Consider the following 23,801-nt stretch of genomic DNA (forward strand, 5'->3'; position numbering starts at 1 on the left):
CTCGATATGTCAGTTTTAGAAATGAAAGTTCCTTCACCGGGCGAATCAATTACAGAAGTTGAAATTGCAACTTGGTTAGTAAAAGATGGTGATTATGTAGAAAAAGATCAACCTATCGCCGAAGTGGATTCAGATAAAGCAACTCTTGAATTGCCTGCAGAACAAAGTGGTGTGATCACTTTAAAAGCAGAAGAAGGTGAGGTAGTACAGGTAGGTCAGGTAGTTTGTTTAATTGATATGGATGCTGCAAGACCAGAAGGTGCTGCACCTGCTGCTGAAGCTCCAAAACAGGAAGAAGCTCCGAAAGCTGCTGAGCCTGCTAAACAAGAAGCTCCAAAACCAGCTGCTCCGGTAGCTGCACCACAAACTTATGCAACAGGAGCTCCATCTCCGGCTGCAAAGAAAATCCTTGATGAAAAAGGAATGAATGCTGGTCAGGTTTCAGGAACAGGAAGAGACGGAAGAATTACTAAAACTGATGCTGAATTAGCAGCTGTTCCTGCATTAGGAGGAACTCCTTCTACAGCAACAGGGGCAAGAACTACCACTACGACTAAACTTTCAGTGTTAAGAAGAAAAATCGCTCAAAGACTGGTTTCTGTAAAGAACGAAACAGCAATGTTGACGACTTTCAACGAAGTGGATATGTCTGAAATCTTCAGATTAAGAAAACTATATAAAGAAGAATTTGCTCAGAAACACGGAGTTGGACTTGGTTTCATGTCTTTCTTTACAAAAGCTGTTACAAGAGCATTACAAATGTATCCGGATGTAAATGCATCTATCGACGGAGATTTCAAAATAAACTATGACTTCTGCGATATTTCAATTGCAGTTTCAGGTCCTAAAGGATTAATGGTTCCTGTATTGAGAAATGCAGAAAACATGTCTTTCAGCGGAGTTGAAGCAAACATCAAAGATCTTGCTACAAAAGTAAGAGACGGTAAAATTACTGTTGACGAAATGACTGGTGGTACGTTTACGATTACAAATGGTGGTACTTTCGGATCTATGTTGTCTACACCAATTATCAACCCTCCACAATCTGCAATCTTAGGAATGCACAACATCATCCAGAGACCAGTTGCTGTTGACGGACAGGTAGTAATCAGACCAATGATGTACGTAGCAATGTCTTATGACCACAGAATTATCGACGGAAAAGAGTCTGTAGGATTCCTTGTAGCGGTAAAAGAAGGTATCGACAATCCTGTTGAAATATTAATGGGAGGTGACGAAAGAAAAGGCCTTGGATTATAAGTTTTAATAAATTTTTAACATAAATATATAATCTCGCCTCAAAAAGGCGAGATTTTTGTATTTATTAAGAAAATGCTACAATGATGTTTTCAAAAATGACTTCCAATATCAAAGTTTCAGTAATACCTGAATATGATAGTAAAAACAGTTATCCATCCGAAAACCGTTACGTTTTTAAATATAATATCACGATAGAAAATGACGGAAGCTTTCCTATCAAAGTATTGAAAAGAAAATGGTTAATTTTTGACGTAGGATTTGGATACACAGAGATTATAGGTGATGGCGTAATCGGCCTTACTCCTGAAATAGGAACAGGTGAAAATTTCGCTTACTTCTCCAATGTAATGCTTCGTTCCGGAGTAGGAAATATGAGCGGAAAATACCTGGTTAAAAATCTGGAAACACAAGAGACTTTTGAGATTGATATTCCAAAATTCAATCTGTTGTCTGAAGTGTTGAGTAATTAATGATTAATAAATTGCAGACTAAGAACCCGGGTTCTTATTAAAGCTTTTTGATTTTCGCTTTCATATAATCGTTTACTTCATCATTACTGGTGAGAAACAATTTCTCAAAAGCCAGTAGAGAGATCTTGGCACATACTTCAGCATCAGCTCCCGCTCTGTGGTGGGTAAAATCAATTTTGTGATATTCTGCCAATGGTTTTAAGCCGTATTTCGGAAGGTAATTCCATGATTTTTTCGCCAGCTGTATGCTGCACAGATAGTTCAGATTGGGGGTAAACATTCCATAATGCTGAAGACATCCTCTTAAAACAGAAGCATCAAAACCTGCATTATGAGCAATCATAAGACTGCCATACATCATTTCCTGAGCTTCATACCATACTTCATCAAAACTCGGTGCGTCTTTTACATCTTCAGGATGAATTCCATGCACCGCAATATTGAATCTACTGAAATAAGGAAAACTCGGAGGTTTGATCAGCCAGGTTTTAGTTTCTACAATCTTAGAATCCTGTACCACACAAATTCCCATCTCACAAGCTGAACTTTTCTCGTGAGTGGCCGTTTCAAAATCTATTGCACAGAAATCCATTGTTTTAAAGGTATAAATTATAAATTGATTGATAGTTACTAGTTGTAGATTCTCTAGTTTAGAATTTAATGTTTTAGGTTGGAAGTTTAAAATTAATAAAAAGTATAAATCTTCTCGTAACAGTGTCCAGTCTTTAGTATTACAGATATTTGTATTTCCCTAATTTCTATAACCTGCAACCTATTACCTGCCACCTTTTATCTTCTACTTTCCTCCCAAAAAATGTCTAAAAATCAACCATTTCGATTGATAGAACTGCTTCTTTTGATTTTTCTGACGCAGCTTCCATGTTCCCGGAAGTTGTGCGTAGAATCCGAAATGCGCCCTTACTACCGCCCACAGGTGTGGGAAACCATGTTTTAATCCAAAATAAATTCCGGCAACACCATCCAGACATAATCTGAAAAAAATCAGCGGGATCAATTGAGGAAAAGGAAGATTCTTAAGCATCATAGAAAGGTTATTTCTGATGTTGAGATAGGTCTTTTGGGCACTCTGCTTGTTGAGCGTTCCACCGCCCACATGATATACGCTGGATTTTTCGGTATAATAAATCTTTTTTCCAGAATTGATGAGCCTCCAGCACAAATCAATTTCTTCTTGATGGGCAAAAAACCTTGCATCGAAACCATTCTGCTCCCAGAAGTCTTTTGAACGGATAAATAAACAGCATCCTGATGCCCAGAAGATTTCTGTTTCATCATTATATTGCCCTTTGTCTTCTTCCAGATCATCAAAAACTCTCCCTCTGCAATAAGGATATCCAAGATTGTCAATCAAACCACCGGCTGCTCCGGCAAATTCGAAAGAATTTCTATTATGATAGGATAAGATTTTAGGCTGCACTGCAGAAACTGCAGGATTCTTTTCTAATAATTCCAGAGCCGGTTCTATCCAGTTCTCTGTAACCTCTACATCAGAATTGAGAAGACAGTAGTATTCATTTTTGATTGATTGTAATCCTTCATTATAACCGCCTGCAAACCCATAGTTTTTATCATTTTTAATAATGTGTACTGTAGGGAAATTTTTTTGTAAAAAATTTATAGAATCGTCTGTAGAAAGATTGTCAATAACATAAATATCCGCATTCTGGGAAAATTGAACTACACCCGGAAGAAATTTTTCAAGCCAATTTCTGCCGTTCCAGTTTAAGATGGCAACTGCCAGTTTTTTCTGCATTTCAATCTAATTTTTTTCAGAATCAAAATTTTTGATAGAGTCCTGATATTTCCATTTTCTGTGTGACCAAAGATAGTTGTCCGGATTTTTATGCAGTGTATTTTCCAATAATTTATGAAACTTTCTCACAACTTCATTTTCCGTAAATTTTTCGCCATCCGGATATATTCTGTGATAATTAACCTGATAATAACCCCGTTTTACCTTTTTCATCTCACAATAGATAATAAAAAGATCCATTCTTGTAGCGAGCTTATCGTATCCTATAAAAGCGGGAGTTCGTTGGTTCAAGAATTCCAATCCATAAGTAACATGAGCGTGGTGAGGGGTTTGGTCAGCAACAAACATATAGGCTGATTCACCATTGTTTTTAGATCGGAAAATATTCATAATTACTTCATTGGCTTCCAATGCTTCATTTCCGAATTTGTTTCGGACCTTCTTCATCTGGTTCTCCCAAAAGTCATTATTTACCTTTCTGTATACAGGGTGACAGTGAGCCTGAGGAACAATCTTTGCCAATGCATTGATCCATTCCCAATTGAATACATGTCCTGCCAGCAGGATAATGTTTTTACCTTCCTTCTTAGCGTCATGAAACAACTCCTGATTGATATGCTGCATTCTCACTCGGGCCTCTGTTTCAGAAATACTGAAGGATTTTATAGTTTCTACCAGATAATCTGAAAAATTAAGGTAGAATTTTTTTCGTATCTCTTTGATCTCTTCTTCAGATTTCTCCGGAAATGAGTTTCTCAGGTTCTGAGTAATGACCTCTTTTCTATATCCTACGAGATAATAATTTAGGAAGAAGATGACGTCCGAAAAAATATACAATATTTTAAGCGGAAGCTTAGAGATCAGATATAATATTTTGATTAGGAAATTCATAAAACAGGCAAATTTAGTGATAATAAAATTATGGTTCTATTTTTGCAGAGGGATATATATTATTTTTTTACTTTTATGTTATGAAAAAATTGACAATATTAGCTTTCGTGGGATTAAGCACTCTGGCTTTTTCACAGGATGCAAAGAATTTACCAGATAAAGGAAAGCAAAAAACGGCGCTTATTGTACCGACTGGGCAGGCAGAATTAGAAGCTAAGAAAAAAGCGGCTGAAGAAAAAGCTAAACTTCCTAAACCATATGATCCAAAAGCAGATGCTCAGGCAGATATAAATAAAGTTATCGCTCAGGCTAAGAAGGAAGGTAAGAATGTAATGATCCAGGCTGGTGGAAACTGGTGTATCTGGTGTCTTCGTTTTAATAATTTTGTACAGAATACCCCTGAACTGAAGGAAATAGCAGACAAAAATTATGTATACTATCACCTGAACTATTCTCCTGAGAATAAGAATGAAAAAGTTTTTGCTCAATATATCAATATTAAAGAGCAACAATTTTATCCTTTCTTCATCATTTTAGATAAAGAGGGTAAAAAGATTCATGTTCAGCAAAGTGAGGTTTTGGAAGAAGGAAAAGGATATAGTAAAGAAAAAGTAAAAGAATTTCTGGAAAAAGGAAAAGTCCTATAAAAGAAAAACCTTTCTAAAAATAGAAAGGTTTTTTTGTTTTTTATCGTATTAAGCACAATTTTCTACACGGATTGCACCTCTTCCATTGGCATCATAACAAGCAGCCCCGCCTGAATATTGGATGCATGAAGTGCAAGAACTTATATATACCATACCTCCATCTGAACAAGATGAAGCACATGATAGTCCTCCTGATAGTTTACTTAATTTTTCTCTTGATAATTTTTTTAAATTTTTCATGGGTTATAAATTTAGTTTAGGCTGTAAATATATTATTTTTTTATTTAAAATCCCCGCTTAGGGACAAATTAAAGCAATTTTTTAATCCAGCTTAATTTCTTTTCAGAATACGGTGGATATTTGATGTTGGGTTCACCCCAGGTCGCTTTTTCGAGAACGGCTTTTTGATGGGAAAAGGCTTCAAAACCATATTTCCCGTGATAATTTCCTATTCCTGAACTTCCCACTCCTCCAAATGGCAGATTGTCATTGCTTAAATGCATAATAGTATCGTTAATACAGCCCCCTCCGAAAGATAATTTCCGGGTAAACATTTCTTTTTCTTCAGAATGATTCGTAAAAAGATAAGCGGCTAGAGGTTTTTCAAGTTCCAGGATAGAATTCAGTGCAGCATTATAATTCTGAAAACTGATAACGGGCAGGAGCGGACCGAAAATTTCTTCCTGCATGATCTCATCATTCCAATCTACGTGATTCAGAATTGTGGGTTCTATGTACAGCTTTTCTTCATTGAAGCTCCCTCCGGAATAGATTTTTTCTTTATCAATAAGGCGTATAAGGCGCTGAAAATTCCTTTGATTAATGATTCTTGTATATTGTTCAGAATCGGGATCATATCTGAATTCTTTGATGTATTTCCTAAGCATTTCCAGAAATTGCTCCTGAATAGTTTCCTCTACCAGCAGATAATCGGGAGCTACACAGGTTTGTCCGGCATTGAGAAATTTTCCCCAGACAATTCTTTTAGCTGCTATTTCGAGATTGGCATTTTTGGTAACGATAACAGGAGACTTTCCGCCCAATTCAAGGACTACGGGAGTAAGATGCTCTGCAGCTGCTTTGTAAACGATCTTTCCTACTTTTGTACTTCCGGTAAAGAATATTTTATCAAATTTTAATTGTAGAAGAGCCGTAGTTTCGTCAATGCCGCCTTCATATACATAAAGATATTCGGGTGGGAAATTTTATTGATGATGGATGCCATAGCTTTCATGGTATTCTCAGCGATTTCGCTGGGCTTTAGAATACAGCAGTTTCCGGCTGCCATGGATGCAATAAGAGGAGAAAGTGATAACTGATAAGGATAATTCCAGGCTCCGATAACTAATGTACAACCCAAAGGGTCAGCATGAATTTTACTGCTTCCTAGTTGATTAGGAAGATTGGTGCTTACTTTTTTAGGTTTTGAAAGGGGTTTTAAATGCTTTGTATAATAATTAATATCGTTAAGAATAAAGGACAATTCTGTTGTAAACGTATCGAATTTTGATTTTCCAAAATCCTTATTAATCGCTTCATACAGCATGTTTTCATTAGAAATAATAAGATTTTTAAGCTTTTCAAGATACATTTTCCGGAAAGTAAGACTTTTGGTTTGCTGGGTGGCAAAAAAATCTCGTTGCTTCTGTAAAATACTTTCAATTTGCATGGGTAAGCTTTTGTTTTAAACTAAATAATCTGTGCAATATTGCTATCGGAAAAGAGGAACAATAAACCGGCCAAAGTGGTTAGAGATGATGGAAGAAGTAACTCCTGATCGTTTGAAGATAGGTCGTTATTTGAATAAAAAATTATTAAACGTATGTGATCGGAGAAACTTTAATTATTATACACGTCTTACTGCTTTCTTTCTTTTACATAATATTTCTCACTGCTATTTTTACAGGATGATAAAGCAGTAGACCAATTGCCGTAACAAGTGCCAGCCAGAACAGCCCTGTGAAAATTTCCATATTGGAAAGAAGGATAGACTGAGCCATTATTTTAGCTTTAAAAGCGCCTGCTGTCATAGATAGCGATTCATTGACCGGAAGTTTTGAAATATTGGATCCGAAAAGCTGGCTCCATTGACTGTAAAAAACAGGATTGGTATCGATGAGATTAGAACTCAGTGTATCAGAATGTTTTAAGGTTAAAAATAACATCAGGTTCTGCATCAAAGCATATCCGATGGCTGTTGTCCAGAAACGGGTTGTAGTTCCTAAAGCTGTAGCATTGGCAACATATTCTTCCGGTGTAGCTGAAATTAAAAAGAAAACCAACGGGGTAAATAATAGTCCCTGAGCCACACCCTGCAAAAATAAAGGCGGACAAATGGTGGAAAGGGTGGTGTCAGGGTAAAAAGTGTAGGTAAACCATGCACAATCAATGGCAAGCAAAAGAAATCCTGTAAAGAAAACAATCCTTGAAGAAACCCCGCGAACCAGGCAGATTCCCGATAATAACACCCCCAAAAGAGTTCCTGCAACATTCCAATACTGGATGTTTACAATATAATCCCATGGCCATTTCCATACAGTTGCCATGATGCTGTATACATTGTTAAGCCCTGAACGAATCAGATAAAAAATGAAAAACAGAATCATTCCTGCGATCACATTTTTTGAACTGAAAACTTCAAAGTGAAACAGCGGTCTTTTGGAGTTTCTCTGCTTAAGCATGAATAATCCTCCGGAAAGCAGGAATACAAACAAGCACATGATAACAGTATCAGACTCAAACCACATGAGTCTTTTGCCATAAATAATGGCGTATCCACCAGCCTGCAGGCATGCCCAAAGTAAAAACCAGCTGGTAATATCCAATTGGTATAAAGGTTTTTTAGGGAAAAATCTGTTTTTGTTGAATAAGGCAATACCAATGATGAGTACAAATACATGAAAATAGAGCATCATCAGGATCATATGCTGGAAATCGTAATTTTCAATGCTTGATTTTAACAGTGAAGTGGTGATTGTACCTCCGGTCAGCATGATCGTATACATAAAGAGATAGGCTACAACTTTCGCATGTCTTGTTTTTAGTTCGGCAATAATCAGGGGAAGAAAAATAGCCCCTTCCAATAATCCAAAAATACCTTCTAAGAAGCGAATCACCAGAATAACATGATAATCATGGGTAACCGATAAAACATAAAGAATAATCACTGAAACAGAGGCCATAAGCAGTATATAATATTTTACACTGAAATAAGCCATAAACCGCTGTAAAACTAAAAGGGTAACCACAAATGTCCCGTACATCAAAATCATTAAGTATTGGATGTCGTCTGAATCTACATCCATAAAAGAAGATGTGAAGGCGCTATTGGAATGCAAAAGCGACAACAACATCAGGTGGGGAAACAATGCCAATATAAGCAAAGGCAGTTTCAGCCATTGTGGTACCCATTTATGATAAACTGTATTGTGTTGCATAATTTTTGGAAAGCACTAAGCTTAGAAAGAGAAATGGCACATTGCTATTGAGCCAGATTTAAAAAAAGCGAAAAGACAAAAGGAATGAAAGTGTAAAAGGTAAAATGACAAATATGCTCAAGAAAAAATTCGCAGATCTGTTATATTGCCCTTTTGCCTTTTCGCTAAAAAAATAATTTAATTTGAAAGTCTGAAATGTGTCGATTAGAAGGTAATTTTATACTCTAAAACTCTAAAACTCTAAAACTCTAAAACTCTAAAACTCTAAAACTCTAAAACTCTAAAACCATAAACCCATAAACCCTCCCACACTCAAACTCATATTTTCTTCGCGCTCACCAGAACATTCATTCCGGAAAGCAGTTTTTTGTTGTCTTTATTGTTGTCAAGAATAATTTTCACAGGGAATCTCTGTTCTATTTTTACAAAGTTTCCGGTGGCATTATCCGGTTTTACTAAAGAAAACTGTGATCCTGATGCAGGGGAGATGGAAAGTATTTTTCCTTTAAATTCAACATCGGGATAAGCATCTGCAGTGATGATTACTTCCTGCTTTTGATCAATTTGCCCAAGCTGTGTTTCTTTATAATTGGCGATGATCCATTTTTCTTTGCTGACGATTTGTACCAGGGCTTGTCCTTCTTTGATCAGTTGCCCTTCCTGAATGGTCTTTTTCCCGACCCATCCATCATACGGAGCGGTAATCACGGTATAAGAAAGATAAAGCTTTGCATTGTTCAGGCTGGCAGAACTTTGCTGAATCTGGCTTTTAACGGGAGCAACTTTAGTCTGCTGTTCATTGGCTCCGGCTCTTACTGAGTTTTTCTGCTGTTCCAGTGCCAGAAGATTAGTCTTTGACTGGTCATAAGACGCTTTTATATTTTCAAATTCCTGTTCTGTTGCTGCCCCTTCTGCCAGTAGATTTTTATATCTTTTATAATCCTGTTCTGTTCGCCAGATATCAATTTTAGCGGAAGCAATTTTAGCATCAATGATCTTAGTATCACTTTCTTTGGTGTTTACACCGCTTTCAATAGTACTTATGGTTGCCGCATTAGCATGAAGGTTGGCTTCTGCCATATTCACCTGGTTCACAAACTCTCTGTTGTCTATGACGATTAAAGTGTCACCTTTACGCACAAACTGATTTTCATTAAACTTTATTGTTTTAATAAACCCTGAAACCTTACTGGATACAGGCGTAATATACTGTTCAATCTGTGCATCATTGGTCGTAACATTTTTTCTCGAAAAAAGATAAAAGCTGACCATACCCGTAATTCCACTGATGATCAGGATCCAGGCCAGTAAAGTAATGGACTTGTTGATTCTTTTTTCCTTTTGTGTCAATTGTTTCTGTGCCATAGTTTTTATAAGTTCCCAATCGTATATTGGAGTTGGTAATATTTAAGTTGTCTGTTGATTTTTATAGAAATAAGATTAGATTCAGCCTCCAGATAAGTATTGTCAGCATCTATCAGTTCAGTGATAAGACTTAGCTTATTGGCATATTTTGTTCTTACAATACGATAATTCTCTTTAGCCTGGGTAATAGCTTCTTCGGCAATTTTTACTTTCTGATCTGTTTCTTCAAACTTTTTGTAAGCTTCATACACACTGTGTCTGATCTTCTCTTCGTTTTCCTCTATCTGAAGCTTGGCAAGATCAATATTTTCTCTTGCTTCCTGCATTTTGTATTTATTTTTATACAGATTTTCGATAGGATAGGTAAGATTCACACCCACCATTCCCAGACGATAAGCATAGGGTTCAGGAGGAAAGAACATCATATTGGGATACTTTAAAAAATATTCTCCACCCGCTGTTATTTTGGGTAAATAATTCGCTCTGATAATTTTTTGATCTAATTCCCTTAATGAAAGATTTTTGTGAGTGATATCAACAGACTCGTTTTTGTGTAAAGCTGTCTCCGTCAATTCATTGATATAAGGTATTGAAGCATTATCCGAGATTAAATCTTCTGTGTTGACATGCATTTCCTGGCTTTCCGGAAGTGAAAGAATCGTTTTAAGCTTATGCTCTGCAATCTGAATATCATTATTCAGTTCTGTCCAGCTCATGGTATGATTGGAAAGCTGCAAAGAAGTTCTTAACACTTCATTTACAGTTACAACTCCGTTAGCTTTAAGCGCTTTTACCTGTTTGATGTTCACAGAATCTTCCTTCATCTTATCATTGATCAGACTTTGCTGTTCTTTTAAATGATGGATCTGTAGAAAAGCAGTAATAATTTCCATGGTAAGCTGTCTCTCATCCAAATGGGTTTTTAAAGATGAAATTTCAGTGTCAATGGCGGCCTTCTTTTCCGTATTCTTGATTTTTCCACCCATATACACCGGAATGGATGCAGATAATGTAAAATCATACATACCATTGATCACATCGTATTTTGTTGCTTTGTTGAATACGCCATTCTCATGTTGAAAAAGGTTCGTTACCTGATTATAGCTTGTATGGAATTCAATGTCCGGAAGTTTTTCCATTTTAAGATCTTTCTCTTTGGTAACGGACATTTCCTGTTTTAGATGGCTTATCTGTATATTCTTGTTGTTTTTCAGACCGATCTCTACAGCTTGCTGTAAGCCGAGGTGTTGGTAGTCTATCATCTGTGAATGTAAAAAACTGCTCAATAATAAGCACAACGCAATATACAGATGTCTGTATGCGTTAAATGTGATATTCATAAATTAATTAAAGGATTTTTGCTAAAATGATTTTGATGCAGCAAATTTACGACAACAAGTATCGGACCCTATTTGTGAAAACAGAAAAAGATTTGCTCATTTACGCCAGTTTAAAAATTCTTCTTATCTTTATTTCATGAATGACAGTCATTTTAAAATAGTAGAAGAGGATGATACAGAATTTTACGTTTACCATGTTCTTACAGGAAATGTAACAACAGAGGTTCATTATCACAGTTCTGCACAATTGGTGTATGCAGAAGGCGGTATCGTGCATGTTTTTACAGATCAGAAACATTGGTACCTTCCGGCAAGATGCTTTATGTGGATTCCTGCAGGAACCCCTCACTATATTTTTTCTACCAGCCCAAAAGTTGATTTATATAACTTTTATTTTAAAAAAGAAGAAAATGAAAGTGGCTTTTTTGATGAAATTAATATTTATTCTGTTAATGAATTACTTCGGGAGATGATTTTATACACTAAAGAATGGGATGGGAAAATCACAAAAAATGAGAGTTCTAAATATTTTTTCCTCAAAGCACTTAAAGGAGTTTTACAGCAAAAAGAACACAGACACCTGGCATTTCCAATACAGCATCCTTTTCCAAAAGATGAGACCTTATTAAAGATTGCAAGATACATTCATGCTAACCTTGAAAAGCCTCTTACCATCGAATCTACGGCCAAAGAATTCGGATTGAGTACAAGAACCCTTTCGAGGAAATTTAAAGAGATTCTGGGGATGAATTACGTTCGTTTTCTAAGATCATTAAGAATCACCCGCTCTCTTGAGATGATGCTGGAAGGGAAATATAATATGTATGAAATTGCAATGATGGTAGGGTACAACAGCCTGTCTTCTTTCAGTAATATTTTCAAAAAAGTAATCGGTATTGCCCCTACAGAATATCAGCAGAAACTAAGAGGGAATAAGTAGTGAGTAGGAGCGTTTGAGGGTTTGAGGGCTTGAGATTCGGGGTACGTGTTACGGGGTAGCGGGGTTTTATAATGCGGGATAAACTTTTCTTGCCTTTTCTTATTTGAAGATTGTGAAAAAGGCAATTTAACGAGTAATAGCAGTTAAGATTTCCTACATTTCCCTTCCCTGAAGGGGGTAGATTTTTGCAAAGCAAAAAGACGGGATAGTTATTATACAAAAGAAAAACCACCTCAATACAATTGAAGTGGTTTATATTATGAGAAAATCTCAGTTGCTTACAATTAAGCTTCTTCAGATTTAACTTCTTCTTTTTTAGCAGCTGGAGCAGCTACAACTGGAGCGTCAGATACGATTTCGAATTCGAAGTTGTACTCAACGTTTCTGTGTAATCTGATGTTTGCTGTTACTTTACCAGTTCTCTTAATAGTGTTCCCTGGGATTTTGATATATTTCTTCTCTACAGAAACTCCAGACTTAGCAAGAGCAGCAGAAAGATCTGCATTGTTGATAGATCCGAATAATTTGTCACCAGAACCTACTTTTGCAGGGATAATGATAGAAGTTTTCTTCAATTGATCTACTACAGCGTTAGCAGCAGCGATTAATTTAGCTTCTTCTTCTTTTCTAGCTTCCAAAGTAGCTTCTAGAGCAGCTTTGTTTTTAGGTGTAGCTAAAAGTGCAATACCCTGAGGAAGTAAGAAGTTTCTTGCGTAACCTGGCTTTACACTTACTGTATCAAACTCAAGTCCTAAGTTTTCTACGTCTTGTTTTAGGATGATATCCATTGTTGTTGTCCTTTTTTTAGATTTTAGAGTGTTCTAAAATCAAGTTAGAATTAATTATTTATTCAGCAACAAAAGAAGAGATTGCTCTCTTCTCTTATTTATTTTTGTCTTATTTCAATAAGTCAGCTACATAAGGTAGTAAAGAAAGGTGTCTTGCTCTTTTGATAGCAGCAGAAACTTTTCTTTGGTATTTTAAAGAAGTTCCAGTGTATCTTCTTGGTAAGATTTTACCTTGCTCGTTTACAAATTGTAATAAGAAATCAGCATCTTTGTAATCAACGTGCTTAATTCCGTATTTTTTGAATCTACAATATTTCTTTTCAGATTTTGTATTGATATCAAGTGGAGTAAGAAACTTTACTTCTGATTCTCCTCCTGCAGAGGCTTGTTTAGCCATTTCATCTATTGCCATGTCTTGTCTTTTTTAAAAAATAGGGTTAATAATTAAGCTTTAGCTGCTTTTACTTTAGTTCTTCTAGTTACAGCGTACTCAATAGCATGCTTGTCAAGTTTTGTAGTAAGGTAACGGATTACTCTCTCGTCACGCTTAAATGCCAATTCTAGATCAGCTACTACAGTACCTTCACCTTTAAATTCGATTAAAGTATAGAACCCGTTCTTTTTTAATTGGATCGGATAAGCTAATTTTTTTAATCCCCAGTTTTCTTTAGCAACGATTTCGCAGTTCTTTTCTTTGATAAGATCTACATACTTGTTTACTGCTTCCTCTACCTGTGACTCAGATAGAACGGGAGTTAAAATGAAAACAGTTTCGTAATTGTTCATAATGTTAAATGAATTTGTTAATTATTTCGAGGTGCAAAATTAGACAATATATTTCTTATATACAAGAGTATTGGTGAAATAGTTGAGCAATATTGACAATACTTTTTCTCTTTTAATAACAGTTTTTGATCTCTGGTTACTCTTTGGCTCTGATTTCAGCCAGGAAATTTGCTTTCAATACATCATATAAAGAATGTCTGCTTACCAGAATAGAGGCAATAGAAGAAACCATACCTGCCAGCATCAGATGGAAAATCAGAGAATGTCTGTCGGTCATTTCCAGAACAATAATGGCTGAAGTGAATGGAGCCCGGGTAATTCCTGTAAGAAAAGCGACCATTCCGGCGAGGATCACTACATTGGTTTCGTTAGGTGTCAAGTGAATAAGTCCTGAAATAACAGAACCTATACTTGCTCCCGCACTAAGAGCAGGGGCAAAAATTCCGCCTGCACCCCCGGAAGTGAAAGAAAGGGCAGGGCCAAGCATTCTTAGAATCGGAACATACCAGTCTTCGTGTTTATCTTTGGTAAAAAGAACACGCTCCATAATCTCTTTTCCTGAGCCAAGAATTTCCCTGTTGATGAAATACGCTATAGAAGCAATAATTAAAGCACAAATGATCAGGAATACCACATTCGCTTTATCTGTTTTCAGTTTTTTCTTCTTCCAGCTATTGATTTTAAGCATAACAACAGAAAGCTGGCTGGCCAAAATACCAGCTGTGGCTGCAACGAGCACGATCGGAAACATGACCATTAAAGAAACATCATTGGTCTTCGGGTATCCCAGATATAAATAAGACCCGGCAAGGGTTTGCGCTGTGAGACCAGCAATAATAACCGCGGTAAATAAAGCTGTTTTGAAATAATTGATATGGGTTTTTGACAGTTCTTCAACCGCGAAAACAATTCCTCCCAACGGAGTGTTGAAGGCTGCCGCAAGCCCGGCTGCAGCTCCGGTCATAATCATATTTTTCTTAGAAATCTTCGGCCACCACTCGGGAAGATATTCATTAACTTTTCTGAACACCGAACCTGCAATCTGAATCGTAGGTCCTTCACGTCCTACAGCACCTCCTCCGATAACCAAAATGACAGAGGACAGAATTTTGAAAAAGATAATCTTAATGCTTAGCAGACTTCTGATCTTACGGTGTTCTTTGGGGTTGGCAAGTTCTACAGCTGCCATCACCTGCGGAATACCACTTCCTTTAGCGTTTGGAGCAAATTCTTTTACCAGCCACCAGGAAAGTACAAATCCAACGGGAGCGATAATAAAAATCATCCACGCATGCCAGTCAAAAATAAAATTCATAAGATGCTCACCCCAGGCAAATACCTGCGCATACATAACGGCAAAAAAGCCTGTAATGACAGATCCTATCCAAAAAGGAATAGCCTGAAGCAGATTGTTCTTCAGTTGTTCATTCCGGATATTGTCGAAGGATTTTTTGAGGGATCTTCTAATGAGGATTAAAAATTTCAGCATTTGTTAATTTTGAGTGGTAAAAATACGGGATCTTCTATAATCGGTATCTATTTTCAAATAATATTCGTTTTAAAATTAATACTAATAACTTAAACTTCCAAGAAAGTGATTGTAATGTAAAATGAATTAATTTAAATTATTGATATTTCATTAAATTATCATTTTGTTTAAATTATTTTAAAATTTAAAAATCAAATAGTATGAATTTTGAATAAAATAAATAATGTTTAAATCAAATAAAAAATCCCGACTTTTGTCAGGACTTTGTTGAGTGAGATTATGTGATTTTTAATTATTTTTTCTGAGCGAGAAGAGCTTCTATTTTAGTGATCATAGTAGAACCATTTGTGTTTTGTGGATCCAGTTCAAGAGATTTTTTATAATTTTTTAACGCCAAAGGATAGTTTTTAGCATTGAAATAACCTTCTCCCAGGCTGTCATAAGCACCTCCGGATTGTGGATGTTCCTTTACATTCAATTCAAAAACTCTAACAGCGTCATCCACTCTTGAACCTCTCATTAAAATATACCCAACGTTATTCAAGGTGTTTTCAAAATCCCATGTTGGATTTTTAGCTTTGATATTAAAGTAGTTTTTTTCTGCATTTGGACTGCTGGCTTTCGCAAATTCAGCAATAATAGATTCTTCAGCTATAGAATAAGCGTCGGTTAGATTTTTATCAATGATGGATGCAATATGGTTGACAATATGGTACTGTGCCGGGAAGAAATTATATCCGTTCGACATCATAATAATGGCCATGTTATTCTGTGGGAACACTCTGTAAGCGCTTACATTTCCACCAGAAAAGCCATAAGACGGAATGTTGTTCGCTTTGTTGATCTCCCAGCCGTAGGCAAAAGAATCTTTTTTGTTTCCATAATCAAACGGTTTCCACATCATCTCTTTTGTGTTTTGATTTAGGAGATCGTTTTTGCTGAGATGGCTGCTCCATTGTAAAAAAGCGGGAAGGGTAATGGCCAATCCATTTCCGGAATGTGATCTTACGCCATTGTCAAATGGCGTTTTCTCATATTGTTTTGTTTCATTGTTGTAGTTGTATTTCTGAACTCTGTTGGGAATCTGCTCAAGAGAATTTGATGAGAAATAGACCTGGTTTCTTACATCAGAAAATTGGTTGCTTATAATAAAATCATCGAAAGACTTCCCTGTAATCTTTTCTATGATCATGGTAAGCAGCATGTAATTCGTTTGATTGTATCTGAATTCATTTCCTGTTTTAAAATCCATTTTTTCTTTGGAAAGACGTTCAATAACTTTTGCGTTGGAATCATTAACCGAAATATCCTCAAAAGCAATAAAATTTGGAATTCCGGAAGAATGCGTCAGCAGGTTTTTTACTTTTACTTCCTGCCATTCTTTGGGAATATTTTCAACATATTTGGAGATATTATCTTCCAAAGATAATTTTCCCTGCTCAATCAGTTGAAAAATACCGACATTGGCTGTTAATTTTGAAGTAGAGTAGATTCTAAACATCGAACTGGGGCTCACTTTTTTGAGGTCTTCCAGATTTTCCGTTCCGTAATATTGCTCGAAAATTACTTTGCCGTCTTTAATAATTCCAAGAGCCATTCCCGGGATTTTATTGTTCTTCATTGCTTCTTTCACATAGCTGTCAATCAATTTAGACTGATTGGTTTGCTGCGAAAAAGCGGTCGTGGAAATATGTAATGCAAATGCTGCTAAAAGAATTTGTTTCATGTGTGGAGAATTCGGGTTTATGGTTCTTATATAAGACAATTGAGTGACACCCTCTGTTACATTGTTTGTAAGTTATTTGTATAAAATGTTCAGCTTTTTTCCAATAAAAAAACCTTCGATTTAATCGAAGGTTTTGTATTTAAAATCGGCAAAATTACTTATTGCTGATTACTCATTACTTATATTTCTGTGTTCAGATCCCAGTTTTGAAGATAGTCGTGAACGTGCTTCAGCATCATTCCTCCTAGAGATCCGTCTACCACTCTGTGGTCATAAGAGTGAGACATAAACATTAAGTTTCTGATCGCGATTACATCTCCGTCAGCTGTTTCAAGAACTGCAGGCTTCTTAACGATAGCTCCGATTGCTAAGATAGCTACCTGAGGCTGAGGAATAATCGGTGTTCCCATAAGGTTTCCGAAGCTTCCTACGTTAGAAATTGTATACGTTGCTCCCTGAGTATCTTCAGGTCTTAATTTTTTGTTTCTTGCTCTGTAAGCCAGGTCGTTGATTGCTTTCGCAAGGCCTGAAAGAGATAACTGATCTGCATTTTTGATAACAGGAACAATAAGGTTTCCGTCTGGAAGGGCAGTCGCCATACCGATGTTGATGTTTTTCTTTTTGATGATATTTTCACCATTGATAGAAACATTGATCATTGGGAAATCCTGAATTGCTTTCACTACCGCTTTTACGAAAATTGGCATGAACGTAAGTTTTTCACCTTCACGTTTTTCGAAAACTGCTTTGTTTTTATTTCTCCATTTTACAACGTTGGTAACGTCTGTTTCGATGAAAGAAGTCACGTGTGGAGCAATTTGTTTTGCTTTTACCATGTTCTCAGCGATGATCTTTCTCATTCTGTCCATTGGAATGATCTCATCACCAGCATTTACTGAGATAGTAGCTGCAGGAGCAGATACCGCTGGTTTTGGAGCTGAAGCTGCTTGTGCAGGAGCTGCCTGCTGAACCGGCTGGCTTCCTCTGTTAGCAACATAAGCTAATATATCTTCTTTTGTAATTCTTCCTTCCAAACCGCTTCCTTTGATGGATTTCAGTTCAGTTTCAGAAATATTTTCCTGTTGTGCAATAGATTTTACAAGTGGAGATAAATAAAGGTCTCCTGAAAATTCTACATTTGAAGCAGCAGCTGTTTGTAGAGGCTCTTCAATTGCTTTTAGAGTGTTAGCATCCGGAGTAGCTGCCGGAGTTTCAGTGGCTGCTTCTTCTGAAGCTGAACCTTCTCCTTCAATTTCTAAAATAGCAATGGCTTCACCTACTTTTGCAACTTCATCTTTTTGCTTTAAAATCTTTACTATTTTCCCCGAAACTGGTGTCGGAACGTCTGAATCTACTTTATCTGTTGCAATTTCTACTATGGAGTCATCCTCCTTTACGCTATCACCTTCATTGAATAACCAAGTGATAATTGTCGCTTCCATAACACCTTCTCCCATGGAAGGAAGCAATAATTTGTATTCTGCCATTTTTGATTTTTAGATTTTGACAAATATATAAAAAAAATCGGTTTTTTTATGAAATATATAATCTTAGCTGAATTCGATGTAGATATTTTCACCTACATTCAATCCAAACAGGCTTTTAGCGCCATTTTTCTTACTTCCTTTGTAGATCGTAAGCTCCAATAATTGACTGTCATTGAAGATTGCAGCCGACTGCCCGTGGAATTCGGTCTCCCTTTCCCAGTCTGAAACAACTTCTGTATGGCTGGAAAATATCCTTGAAAGACTCAGATTTCTGAATTTTATCGTGAAACTGTTGTAGCCTTTACTGATATTCTCGAAAAAATCTTTGTTGATATTTGAGATTATATTTCCGAAATTATCAATATATGCAACATCACCAATAATCATACCTTCCGATTCATTATAAACCGGTCTTGCGAACATCAGCTGTTTAGCCGAATGTATTTTTCGTCCTATTACTTCAGGAAGTCCACCATTGGCAAGATGTACCGCCGCAGGAACAAAAATATCTGTTGAAGTAAAGTCGATGATGTCATCAAAACGGTTGTTCAATGTAAGCTCATAGATCGCTTCCGGCTTAATGTCGAAAAATATAAGGCTCAAAAGTCCGTTGTCGGCCGCCAGAAAGTAAGATCCGTCAGCTTTATAAATGAGATTTTTTCTTGATTTGTTGTAAAAACTGTCTACGGAAAGGATGTGAATGGTTCCTTTCGGGAAATATTTATAGGCATTTCTTACAATGTACGAAGTCTGTATAAGGTTGAATGCCTGGATGTCGTGGGTTATATCAATAATATTAACCTCAGGGTTTAGAGACAGGATTTTGCCTTTCACAGCAGCAACTCTGTAATCTAAATTTCCGAAATCCGAAGTAAGGGTAATAATTGACATGAGCAATTTATAGAATAGTGTAGTATTGCAAAGTTATTTAAAATAAAAAGAAAGCCCGAAAGATTGTTGAAAAGAATTTGATATAAATTTGAAAAAAAGCTTTAATTTTAAAATCTAATAAATAAAATACTGCATGTTTGAATTAACATATGATTTGGAAGATATCGACAAGAAAGTCTTCTATGGAGTTAATAACCAATATTTCAACTTATTAAAATCAAGCTTTCCAACCATTAAAATTACAGGAAGAGATCATGTTATCTTTGCAATGGGAAATCAGGAAGCTTTAGACATACTGAAGCAAAAACTGAACGACATTGTCGCATTTATCTCTAAAAACAATTCAATAGAACTGAAAGACGTTGAAAATATATTGAATATTAAAGATGAAAACGAGAAACATCTGATCTTTGATCAGGATATTATTGTAAAAGGGGTCAACGGAAAAGTCATTAAGGCTAAGACTACCAATCTTAAAAAGCTGGTAAAGGAAACGGAGAAAAAGGATATGGTATTTGCCATAGGTCCTGCAGGAACCGGGAAAACGTACACCAGTGTCGCATTGGCGGCAAGAGCATTGAGAGATAAGGAAGTAAAAAGAATTGTCCTGACAAGACCGGCTGTAGAAGCAGGCGAGAGTCTGGGATTCCTGCCGGGTGACCTTAAAGAAAAGCTGGATCCGTATTTGCAACCTTTATACGACGCACTTCGTGATATGATTCCCCATGAGAAACTGGAGGGATTCATGGAGAAAAAAGTGATTGAAGTAGCTCCTTTGGCTTTTATGAGAGGACGTACCCTGGATGATGCCTTTGTGATTCTTGATGAAGCACAGAACACCACTCATGCGCAGATGAAGATGTTCCTTACCAGAATGGGGATGAACGCCAAGTTCATTATTACAGGAGATCCAAGCCAGATTGACCTTCCAAAAAATCAACAGTCAGGGCTGAAAGAGGCTATGAGAATTTTAAGTGGAGTAAAGGAGATCGGGTTTGTACATCTTACAGAAGAGGATGTTGTAAGACACCCTGTGGTAAGAAAGATTATCCTTGCCTATAATGATGAAGATAAAAGATTGAGAAACGAGTAGTTCTGAATAAGTAAAAGTTCCTATTAACCTTTCATTAACCTTTAATTATTTTATTAAAATTTGTTAATTTGAAAAAAATAATTAGCTTTGCAATCCTTAAATGTAAAAACTAATTAAAACATGAAAAAACTTTTACTTGTTGCAGCCGTTGCTGTTATGGGAATTTCTGCAAACGCACAAGAATTTCGATTTGGTCCTAAAGCTGGATACTCTTACTCTACAGTTAAATTAAAAGGAGACGGACAGTCTGAAACTTCAGATCCTGTACATACTTTCTATATTGGTGGTATTGCTGAATACAAATTGAGCGATAAATTTGCTCTTCAGGGAGAACTTTTATACTCGCCACTTGGAGGAAAGGTAAACGTAGCTGAAGCTGATCCTGATAATCCAACTACTTTTTTAAATGTAAAGGCAAAGCAGACTTATCATACTTTATTGGTTCCTATTTCTGCTAAATATTTCATCACTGAAGGGTTGTCAGTTTCTGCAGGAGCAAGTTTCGGATTTATTCTTTCTGCTAAACAAAAGCTTACCGCTGATTTCGGATTCGGAATTCCAGGATTTGAGATTAATGCAGACGATGAAAGAGATATCAAAGATCAAATGAATACTTTGAACATCGCTCCTTTCCTTGGTGCAGAATATGCTTTAGAAAATGGATTGTTCTTTGATGCAAGATATAATCTTGGAATTTCTAACCTTGCAAAACATCCAGATGGGAACGAAAAAGCGACTAACAGCTTTGCACAAATTGGTGTAGGTTTCAAATTCGGAGGAAACTAATTCTGAAATTTTAATATCAGATTATAACATAAAGCAGGACAAAATTGTCCTGCTTTCTTTTTTGTAGCTTATATATAGCTTATACGAATATTGTATCAGATTTTTTTAATATAATCAACCTACAGCGATTAGAAAAGACGAAATTATTCCTCAACAATAAACATTTGTTTAGATTTTAAGAGTTAATAACTTAAAAATTAATATTTTAGGTTAATTAATTTTGGTATTTTTGTAGAATTCATGGGGGTTTAGAAAAAAAAGTAAAATCTAAAAAAGTAAACATATCTGTCTCTTGTTGATAAAATGTAGTTTTTTTATTCATAATATTGTGAAAAACCCAAAGACTTCTCCCGAATAGGATTTATTTTTACAAAACCCTGAATTTTAACAATGATATTAATCACATTAACAAATTTTAATATTCGTGGTAGCCACTGTAAATTTGCCCTCAGAAAGTATTAAAATTTTTTAAAATGAAAAAAATATTATTAGCGGGTGCTGTTGCACTTTTTGGTTTATCAAACGCTCAAATTGCTAAAGGAACTACATATTTATCAGGATCTGTTGGTTATTCTCAAGTAGAATCTAACAACGGAAACATTAAAAAAGAAAACTTCAACGTATTACCTACAGTTGGATATTTCGTAAACACTAACTTAGCAGTTGGATTAGGAATTGGTTACCAAACTGAAAAGAACACTACCACTACTACTGCAACTTTAGGAAACACTACAATTGTAAACGAGAACGTTACTAAAACTCCAGCTTTTGTTGTTGCTCCTTTCGTAAGAAAATACTGGACTTTGTCTGACAAGTTATATTTCTTCGGACAATTAGCAGTACCAATGCAGTTTGGAAAAACTGAGGTTGAAAACAGTTCTGTAGCTACTACAGGAAATACAGTTGTTTCAAACTCTACTTCTACTGAAGCTAAGTACACTAAAATCGGTGTTACTGTGAAGCCAGGTTTAGATTATTTCTTAAACAAGAACTGGTCTATCGAAGCTACTATCGGTGAGTTCGGTTATAGCAACTACAAGCCAAAAGATGGTGATGCTACAAACAACTATAACTTCGGATTGAATTTATCTTCAGTAACTTTCGGAGTTAAATATGTATTTGCAAAGTAATAAACAAAGCATATAGCAAGAAAGCCCTGAGTTAACCCTTAGGGCTTTTTTTAATAAAAAAACTAATATAATAATCATGAAAAGAATCGTATTGATGGGCGCTGTTGCGCTTTTCGGTTTATCAAATGCGCAGATTGCAAAAGGAACGTCCTATCTTTCAGGACAGGTAGGATATTATCACAGCGAAAATAATGATGATGCTGGTAGCAGAAGAAAAGATGATGTGATCAGAATCCTTCCTACAATAGGGTATTTCGTTAATAGCAACTTAGCTGTAGGCCTTGGTATAGGTTATAAAAATGCTGTTACAAAATATAAAGTAAGTGGTTTTGGATCCCTTAATACAATTGAAATTAAAGATACGGATAACGCATTTGTTGTTGCTCCATTCGTGAGAAAATACTGGACTTTATCCGATAAATTATACATCTTTGGACAATTGCAGGTTCCATTGGAATTTGGAAAGGAAAAAGTGGATTTTAACAGCGAAGGTGACGGTGGAGATCCTATACTTTCCGCTCCGTTTAAACAAAAAAATAACTATACGAACATTGGAGTGAATATTAAACCGGGTCTGGATTATTTCGTGACTAAGAACTGGTCAATTGAAGCTACAATAGGGGAGTTTGGATACAATACTTACAAAAGAGATATTGACGGAGCTAGAAGAGCCGATGACTATAAATTCGGTATCAGCTTAACTTCAGTAACTTTTGGAGTGAAATATGTATTTGCAAAATAATAAATAATAAATTAGTCCTGAGATCTATCTTAGGACTATTTAATTTAAAACTATTTATCATAATAATCATGAAAAAAATTTTATTGGCATCTGCAATTGCTTTATTTGCAGGATTAAATGCCCAAACTACATTTGGCGTAAAAGCAGGTTACGCTCTGTCAAAATTGAACTCTAATGAAGGTGATTTTGAATTTGGGGGAATTGAAGGAGGTTTAAAATCCAAGTCAGGGTTTTATATCGGAGGTTTGGTTGAACATAAATTCAATAACAAATTTGCGATTCAGGGAGAGGTAGAATATGCTAACCTTGGTGGAAAAGCAGAAGTTTCACTACCAGGTATTACGGTAACAGAAAAGATGAACCTGAACAGAATTGTAATTCCTGTATCCGCAAGATATTATGCAACGCCGGAGTTGGGAATTTATGCAGGTCCGTATGTGAGTTTTAAGACCAATAACAAAGTGAAATTTGAAATGAGCGGTCCAAATGCAGGTATGACAAATCCTGCAGGGATAGCAGAAGGAGAGCGTTATGTAGAAAGATACCTGAACGATACGCTAAAATCTACAGATTTCGGGTTGTTCTTTGGTGCAGATTATAATGTATACAAGGGGTTATTTGTAGATGCCCGCTATAGCTTTGGTCTTACTAATATGATCAAAAACCCTGTAGATGGTGAGAAATTAAAAATGAATTTCTTCCAGTTAGGAGTAGGATACAAGTTTAAATAAACAAGTATTTCCATAAAAATAAAAAACT

Annotated in this window: 23 protein-coding genes and 1 pseudogene; 9 read left to right on the forward strand and 15 right to left on the reverse strand. The window is 36.0% G+C overall.

The window, feature by feature from the left end; all coding sequences use genetic code 11:
* The first annotated feature begins 6 nt into the window (after positions 1 to 6).
* Together odhB and apaG are read left to right on the forward strand one after the other, a co-directional pair.
* Positions 7 to 1,260 carry a 2-oxoglutarate dehydrogenase complex dihydrolipoyllysine-residue succinyltransferase gene (gene odhB, locus LF886_RS11960; RefSeq protein ID WP_109738590.1) on the forward strand — a complete coding sequence of 418 codons (1,254 nt, stop codon included), beginning with the start codon at positions 7 to 9 and terminating at the stop codon, positions 1,258 to 1,260.
* Between the two features lie 80 nt (positions 1,261 to 1,340).
* Positions 1,341 to 1,730 (forward strand): Co2+/Mg2+ efflux protein ApaG, encoded by a 390-nt coding sequence (apaG, locus tag LF886_RS11965; RefSeq protein WP_065398091.1) that lies wholly within the window; start codon positions 1,341 to 1,343, stop codon positions 1,728 to 1,730.
* A 37-nt stretch (positions 1,731 to 1,767) separates the two neighbouring features.
* Here apaG and LF886_RS11970 read toward each other — a convergent pair whose 3' ends face one another.
* From LF886_RS11970 to LF886_RS11980, 3 genes are all read right to left on the reverse strand, one after another.
* A complete protein-coding gene (locus tag LF886_RS11970) occupies positions 1,768 to 2,322 on the reverse strand; it encodes a 3'-5' exonuclease (RefSeq protein ID WP_124531861.1) in 555 nt (184 codons plus the stop codon).
* 204 nt (positions 2,323 to 2,526) lie between these two features.
* Positions 2,527 to 3,504, reverse strand: coding sequence for a glycosyltransferase family 2 protein (locus tag LF886_RS11975; RefSeq protein WP_236849787.1), 978 nt, complete (start codon positions 3,502 to 3,504; stop codon positions 2,527 to 2,529).
* A gap of 6 nt (positions 3,505 to 3,510) precedes the next feature.
* Entirely contained in the window at positions 3,511 to 4,395 is an 885-nt protein-coding gene (locus tag LF886_RS11980) for a lysophospholipid acyltransferase family protein (protein ID WP_103233327.1), read from the reverse strand.
* Between the two features lie 80 nt (positions 4,396 to 4,475).
* On the opposite strand from LF886_RS11980, the gene LF886_RS11985 reads away from it, so the two are divergent.
* Entirely contained in the window at positions 4,476 to 5,042 is a 567-nt protein-coding gene (locus LF886_RS11985) for a thioredoxin family protein (protein WP_236849788.1), read from the forward strand.
* Between the two features lie 48 nt (positions 5,043 to 5,090).
* Here LF886_RS11985 and LF886_RS11990 read toward each other — a convergent pair whose 3' ends face one another.
* From LF886_RS11990 to LF886_RS12010, 5 genes and pseudogenes are all read right to left on the reverse strand, one after another.
* A complete protein-coding gene (locus LF886_RS11990; RefSeq protein ID WP_123921451.1) occupies positions 5,091 to 5,282 on the reverse strand; it encodes a hypothetical protein in 192 nt (63 codons plus the stop codon).
* 68 nt (positions 5,283 to 5,350) lie between these two features.
* Positions 5,351 to 6,711, reverse strand: a pseudogene (locus LF886_RS11995) (aldehyde dehydrogenase).
* Positions 6,712 to 6,916: 205 nt separating this feature from the next.
* Complete coding sequence (locus LF886_RS12000; protein ID WP_236849789.1) at positions 6,917 to 8,479, reverse strand: hypothetical protein; 1,563 nt, start codon at positions 8,477 to 8,479, stop codon at positions 6,917 to 6,919.
* A gap of 318 nt (positions 8,480 to 8,797) precedes the next feature.
* Positions 8,798 to 9,844: an HlyD family secretion protein gene (locus LF886_RS12005; RefSeq protein WP_236849790.1), complete on the reverse strand. Its 1,047-nt coding sequence runs from the start codon at positions 9,842 to 9,844 to the stop codon at positions 8,798 to 8,800.
* A 5-nt stretch (positions 9,845 to 9,849) separates the two neighbouring features.
* Positions 9,850 to 11,184 (reverse strand): TolC family protein, encoded by a 1,335-nt coding sequence (locus tag LF886_RS12010; RefSeq protein ID WP_236849791.1) that lies wholly within the window; start codon positions 11,182 to 11,184, stop codon positions 9,850 to 9,852.
* A 136-nt stretch (positions 11,185 to 11,320) separates the two neighbouring features.
* On the opposite strand from LF886_RS12010, the gene LF886_RS12015 reads away from it, so the two are divergent.
* The gene (locus LF886_RS12015) at positions 11,321 to 12,124 is read left to right on the forward strand and encodes a helix-turn-helix domain-containing protein (RefSeq protein WP_236849792.1); all 804 of its coding nucleotides are present in this window, start codon (positions 11,321 to 11,323) and stop codon (positions 12,122 to 12,124) included.
* Between the two features lie 284 nt (positions 12,125 to 12,408).
* Here the strand turns inward: LF886_RS12015 and rplI are convergent, their stop codons facing one another.
* The 7 genes from rplI to LF886_RS12050 form a co-directional block, all read right to left on the reverse strand.
* Positions 12,409 to 12,912 (reverse strand): 50S ribosomal protein L9, encoded by a 504-nt coding sequence (rplI, locus tag LF886_RS12020; protein WP_236849793.1) that lies wholly within the window; start codon positions 12,910 to 12,912, stop codon positions 12,409 to 12,411.
* Between the two features lie 109 nt (positions 12,913 to 13,021).
* Positions 13,022 to 13,324, reverse strand: a complete 303-nt coding sequence (gene rpsR, locus LF886_RS12025; RefSeq protein ID WP_034706728.1) for a 30S ribosomal protein S18 — start codon at positions 13,322 to 13,324, stop codon at positions 13,022 to 13,024.
* A 32-nt stretch (positions 13,325 to 13,356) separates the two neighbouring features.
* Entirely contained in the window at positions 13,357 to 13,698 is a 342-nt protein-coding gene (rpsF, locus tag LF886_RS12030) for a 30S ribosomal protein S6 (RefSeq protein WP_103235592.1), read from the reverse strand.
* Between the two features lie 136 nt (positions 13,699 to 13,834).
* On the reverse strand, positions 13,835 to 15,187 hold the full coding sequence (locus LF886_RS12035) for a chloride channel protein (protein WP_236849794.1): 1,353 nt from the start codon (positions 15,185 to 15,187) through the stop codon (positions 13,835 to 13,837).
* A 292-nt stretch (positions 15,188 to 15,479) separates the two neighbouring features.
* The gene (locus LF886_RS12040; RefSeq protein WP_236849795.1) at positions 15,480 to 16,913 is read right to left on the reverse strand and encodes a serine hydrolase domain-containing protein; all 1,434 of its coding nucleotides are present in this window, start codon (positions 16,911 to 16,913) and stop codon (positions 15,480 to 15,482) included.
* Positions 16,914 to 17,092: 179 nt separating this feature from the next.
* Entirely contained in the window at positions 17,093 to 18,400 is a 1,308-nt protein-coding gene (locus LF886_RS12045; RefSeq protein ID WP_236849796.1) for a dihydrolipoamide acetyltransferase family protein, read from the reverse strand.
* 63 nt (positions 18,401 to 18,463) lie between these two features.
* A complete protein-coding gene (locus tag LF886_RS12050) occupies positions 18,464 to 19,291 on the reverse strand; it encodes an S-adenosyl-l-methionine hydroxide adenosyltransferase family protein (protein WP_236849797.1) in 828 nt (275 codons plus the stop codon).
* Positions 19,292 to 19,424: 133 nt separating this feature from the next.
* Between LF886_RS12050 and LF886_RS12055 the strand changes: the two genes are divergently transcribed.
* The 5 genes from LF886_RS12055 to LF886_RS12075 all read left to right on the forward strand — a co-directional run bounded on the left by LF886_RS12055 (position 19,425) and on the right by LF886_RS12075 (position 23,773).
* Positions 19,425 to 20,384, forward strand: a complete 960-nt coding sequence (locus LF886_RS12055; protein WP_236849798.1) for a PhoH family protein — start codon at positions 19,425 to 19,427, stop codon at positions 20,382 to 20,384.
* 120 nt (positions 20,385 to 20,504) lie between these two features.
* A complete protein-coding gene (locus LF886_RS12060) occupies positions 20,505 to 21,170 on the forward strand; it encodes a porin family protein (protein WP_236849799.1) in 666 nt (221 codons plus the stop codon).
* Positions 21,171 to 21,643: 473 nt separating this feature from the next.
* Positions 21,644 to 22,300: an outer membrane protein gene (locus LF886_RS12065; RefSeq protein WP_236849800.1), complete on the forward strand. Its 657-nt coding sequence runs from the start codon at positions 21,644 to 21,646 to the stop codon at positions 22,298 to 22,300.
* A 76-nt stretch (positions 22,301 to 22,376) separates the two neighbouring features.
* Complete coding sequence (locus tag LF886_RS12070) at positions 22,377 to 23,042, forward strand: outer membrane beta-barrel protein (RefSeq protein ID WP_236849801.1); 666 nt, start codon at positions 22,377 to 22,379, stop codon at positions 23,040 to 23,042.
* A 68-nt stretch (positions 23,043 to 23,110) separates the two neighbouring features.
* Positions 23,111 to 23,773, forward strand: coding sequence for a porin family protein (locus LF886_RS12075; protein ID WP_236849802.1), 663 nt, complete (start codon positions 23,111 to 23,113; stop codon positions 23,771 to 23,773).
* The last annotated feature ends 28 nt before the right edge of the window (positions 23,774 to 23,801 follow it).

Origin of the sequence: Chryseobacterium sp. MEBOG07 (assembly GCF_021869745.1) — a bacterium.
Lineage (GTDB): Bacteria > Bacteroidota > Bacteroidia > Flavobacteriales > Weeksellaceae > Chryseobacterium > Chryseobacterium viscerum.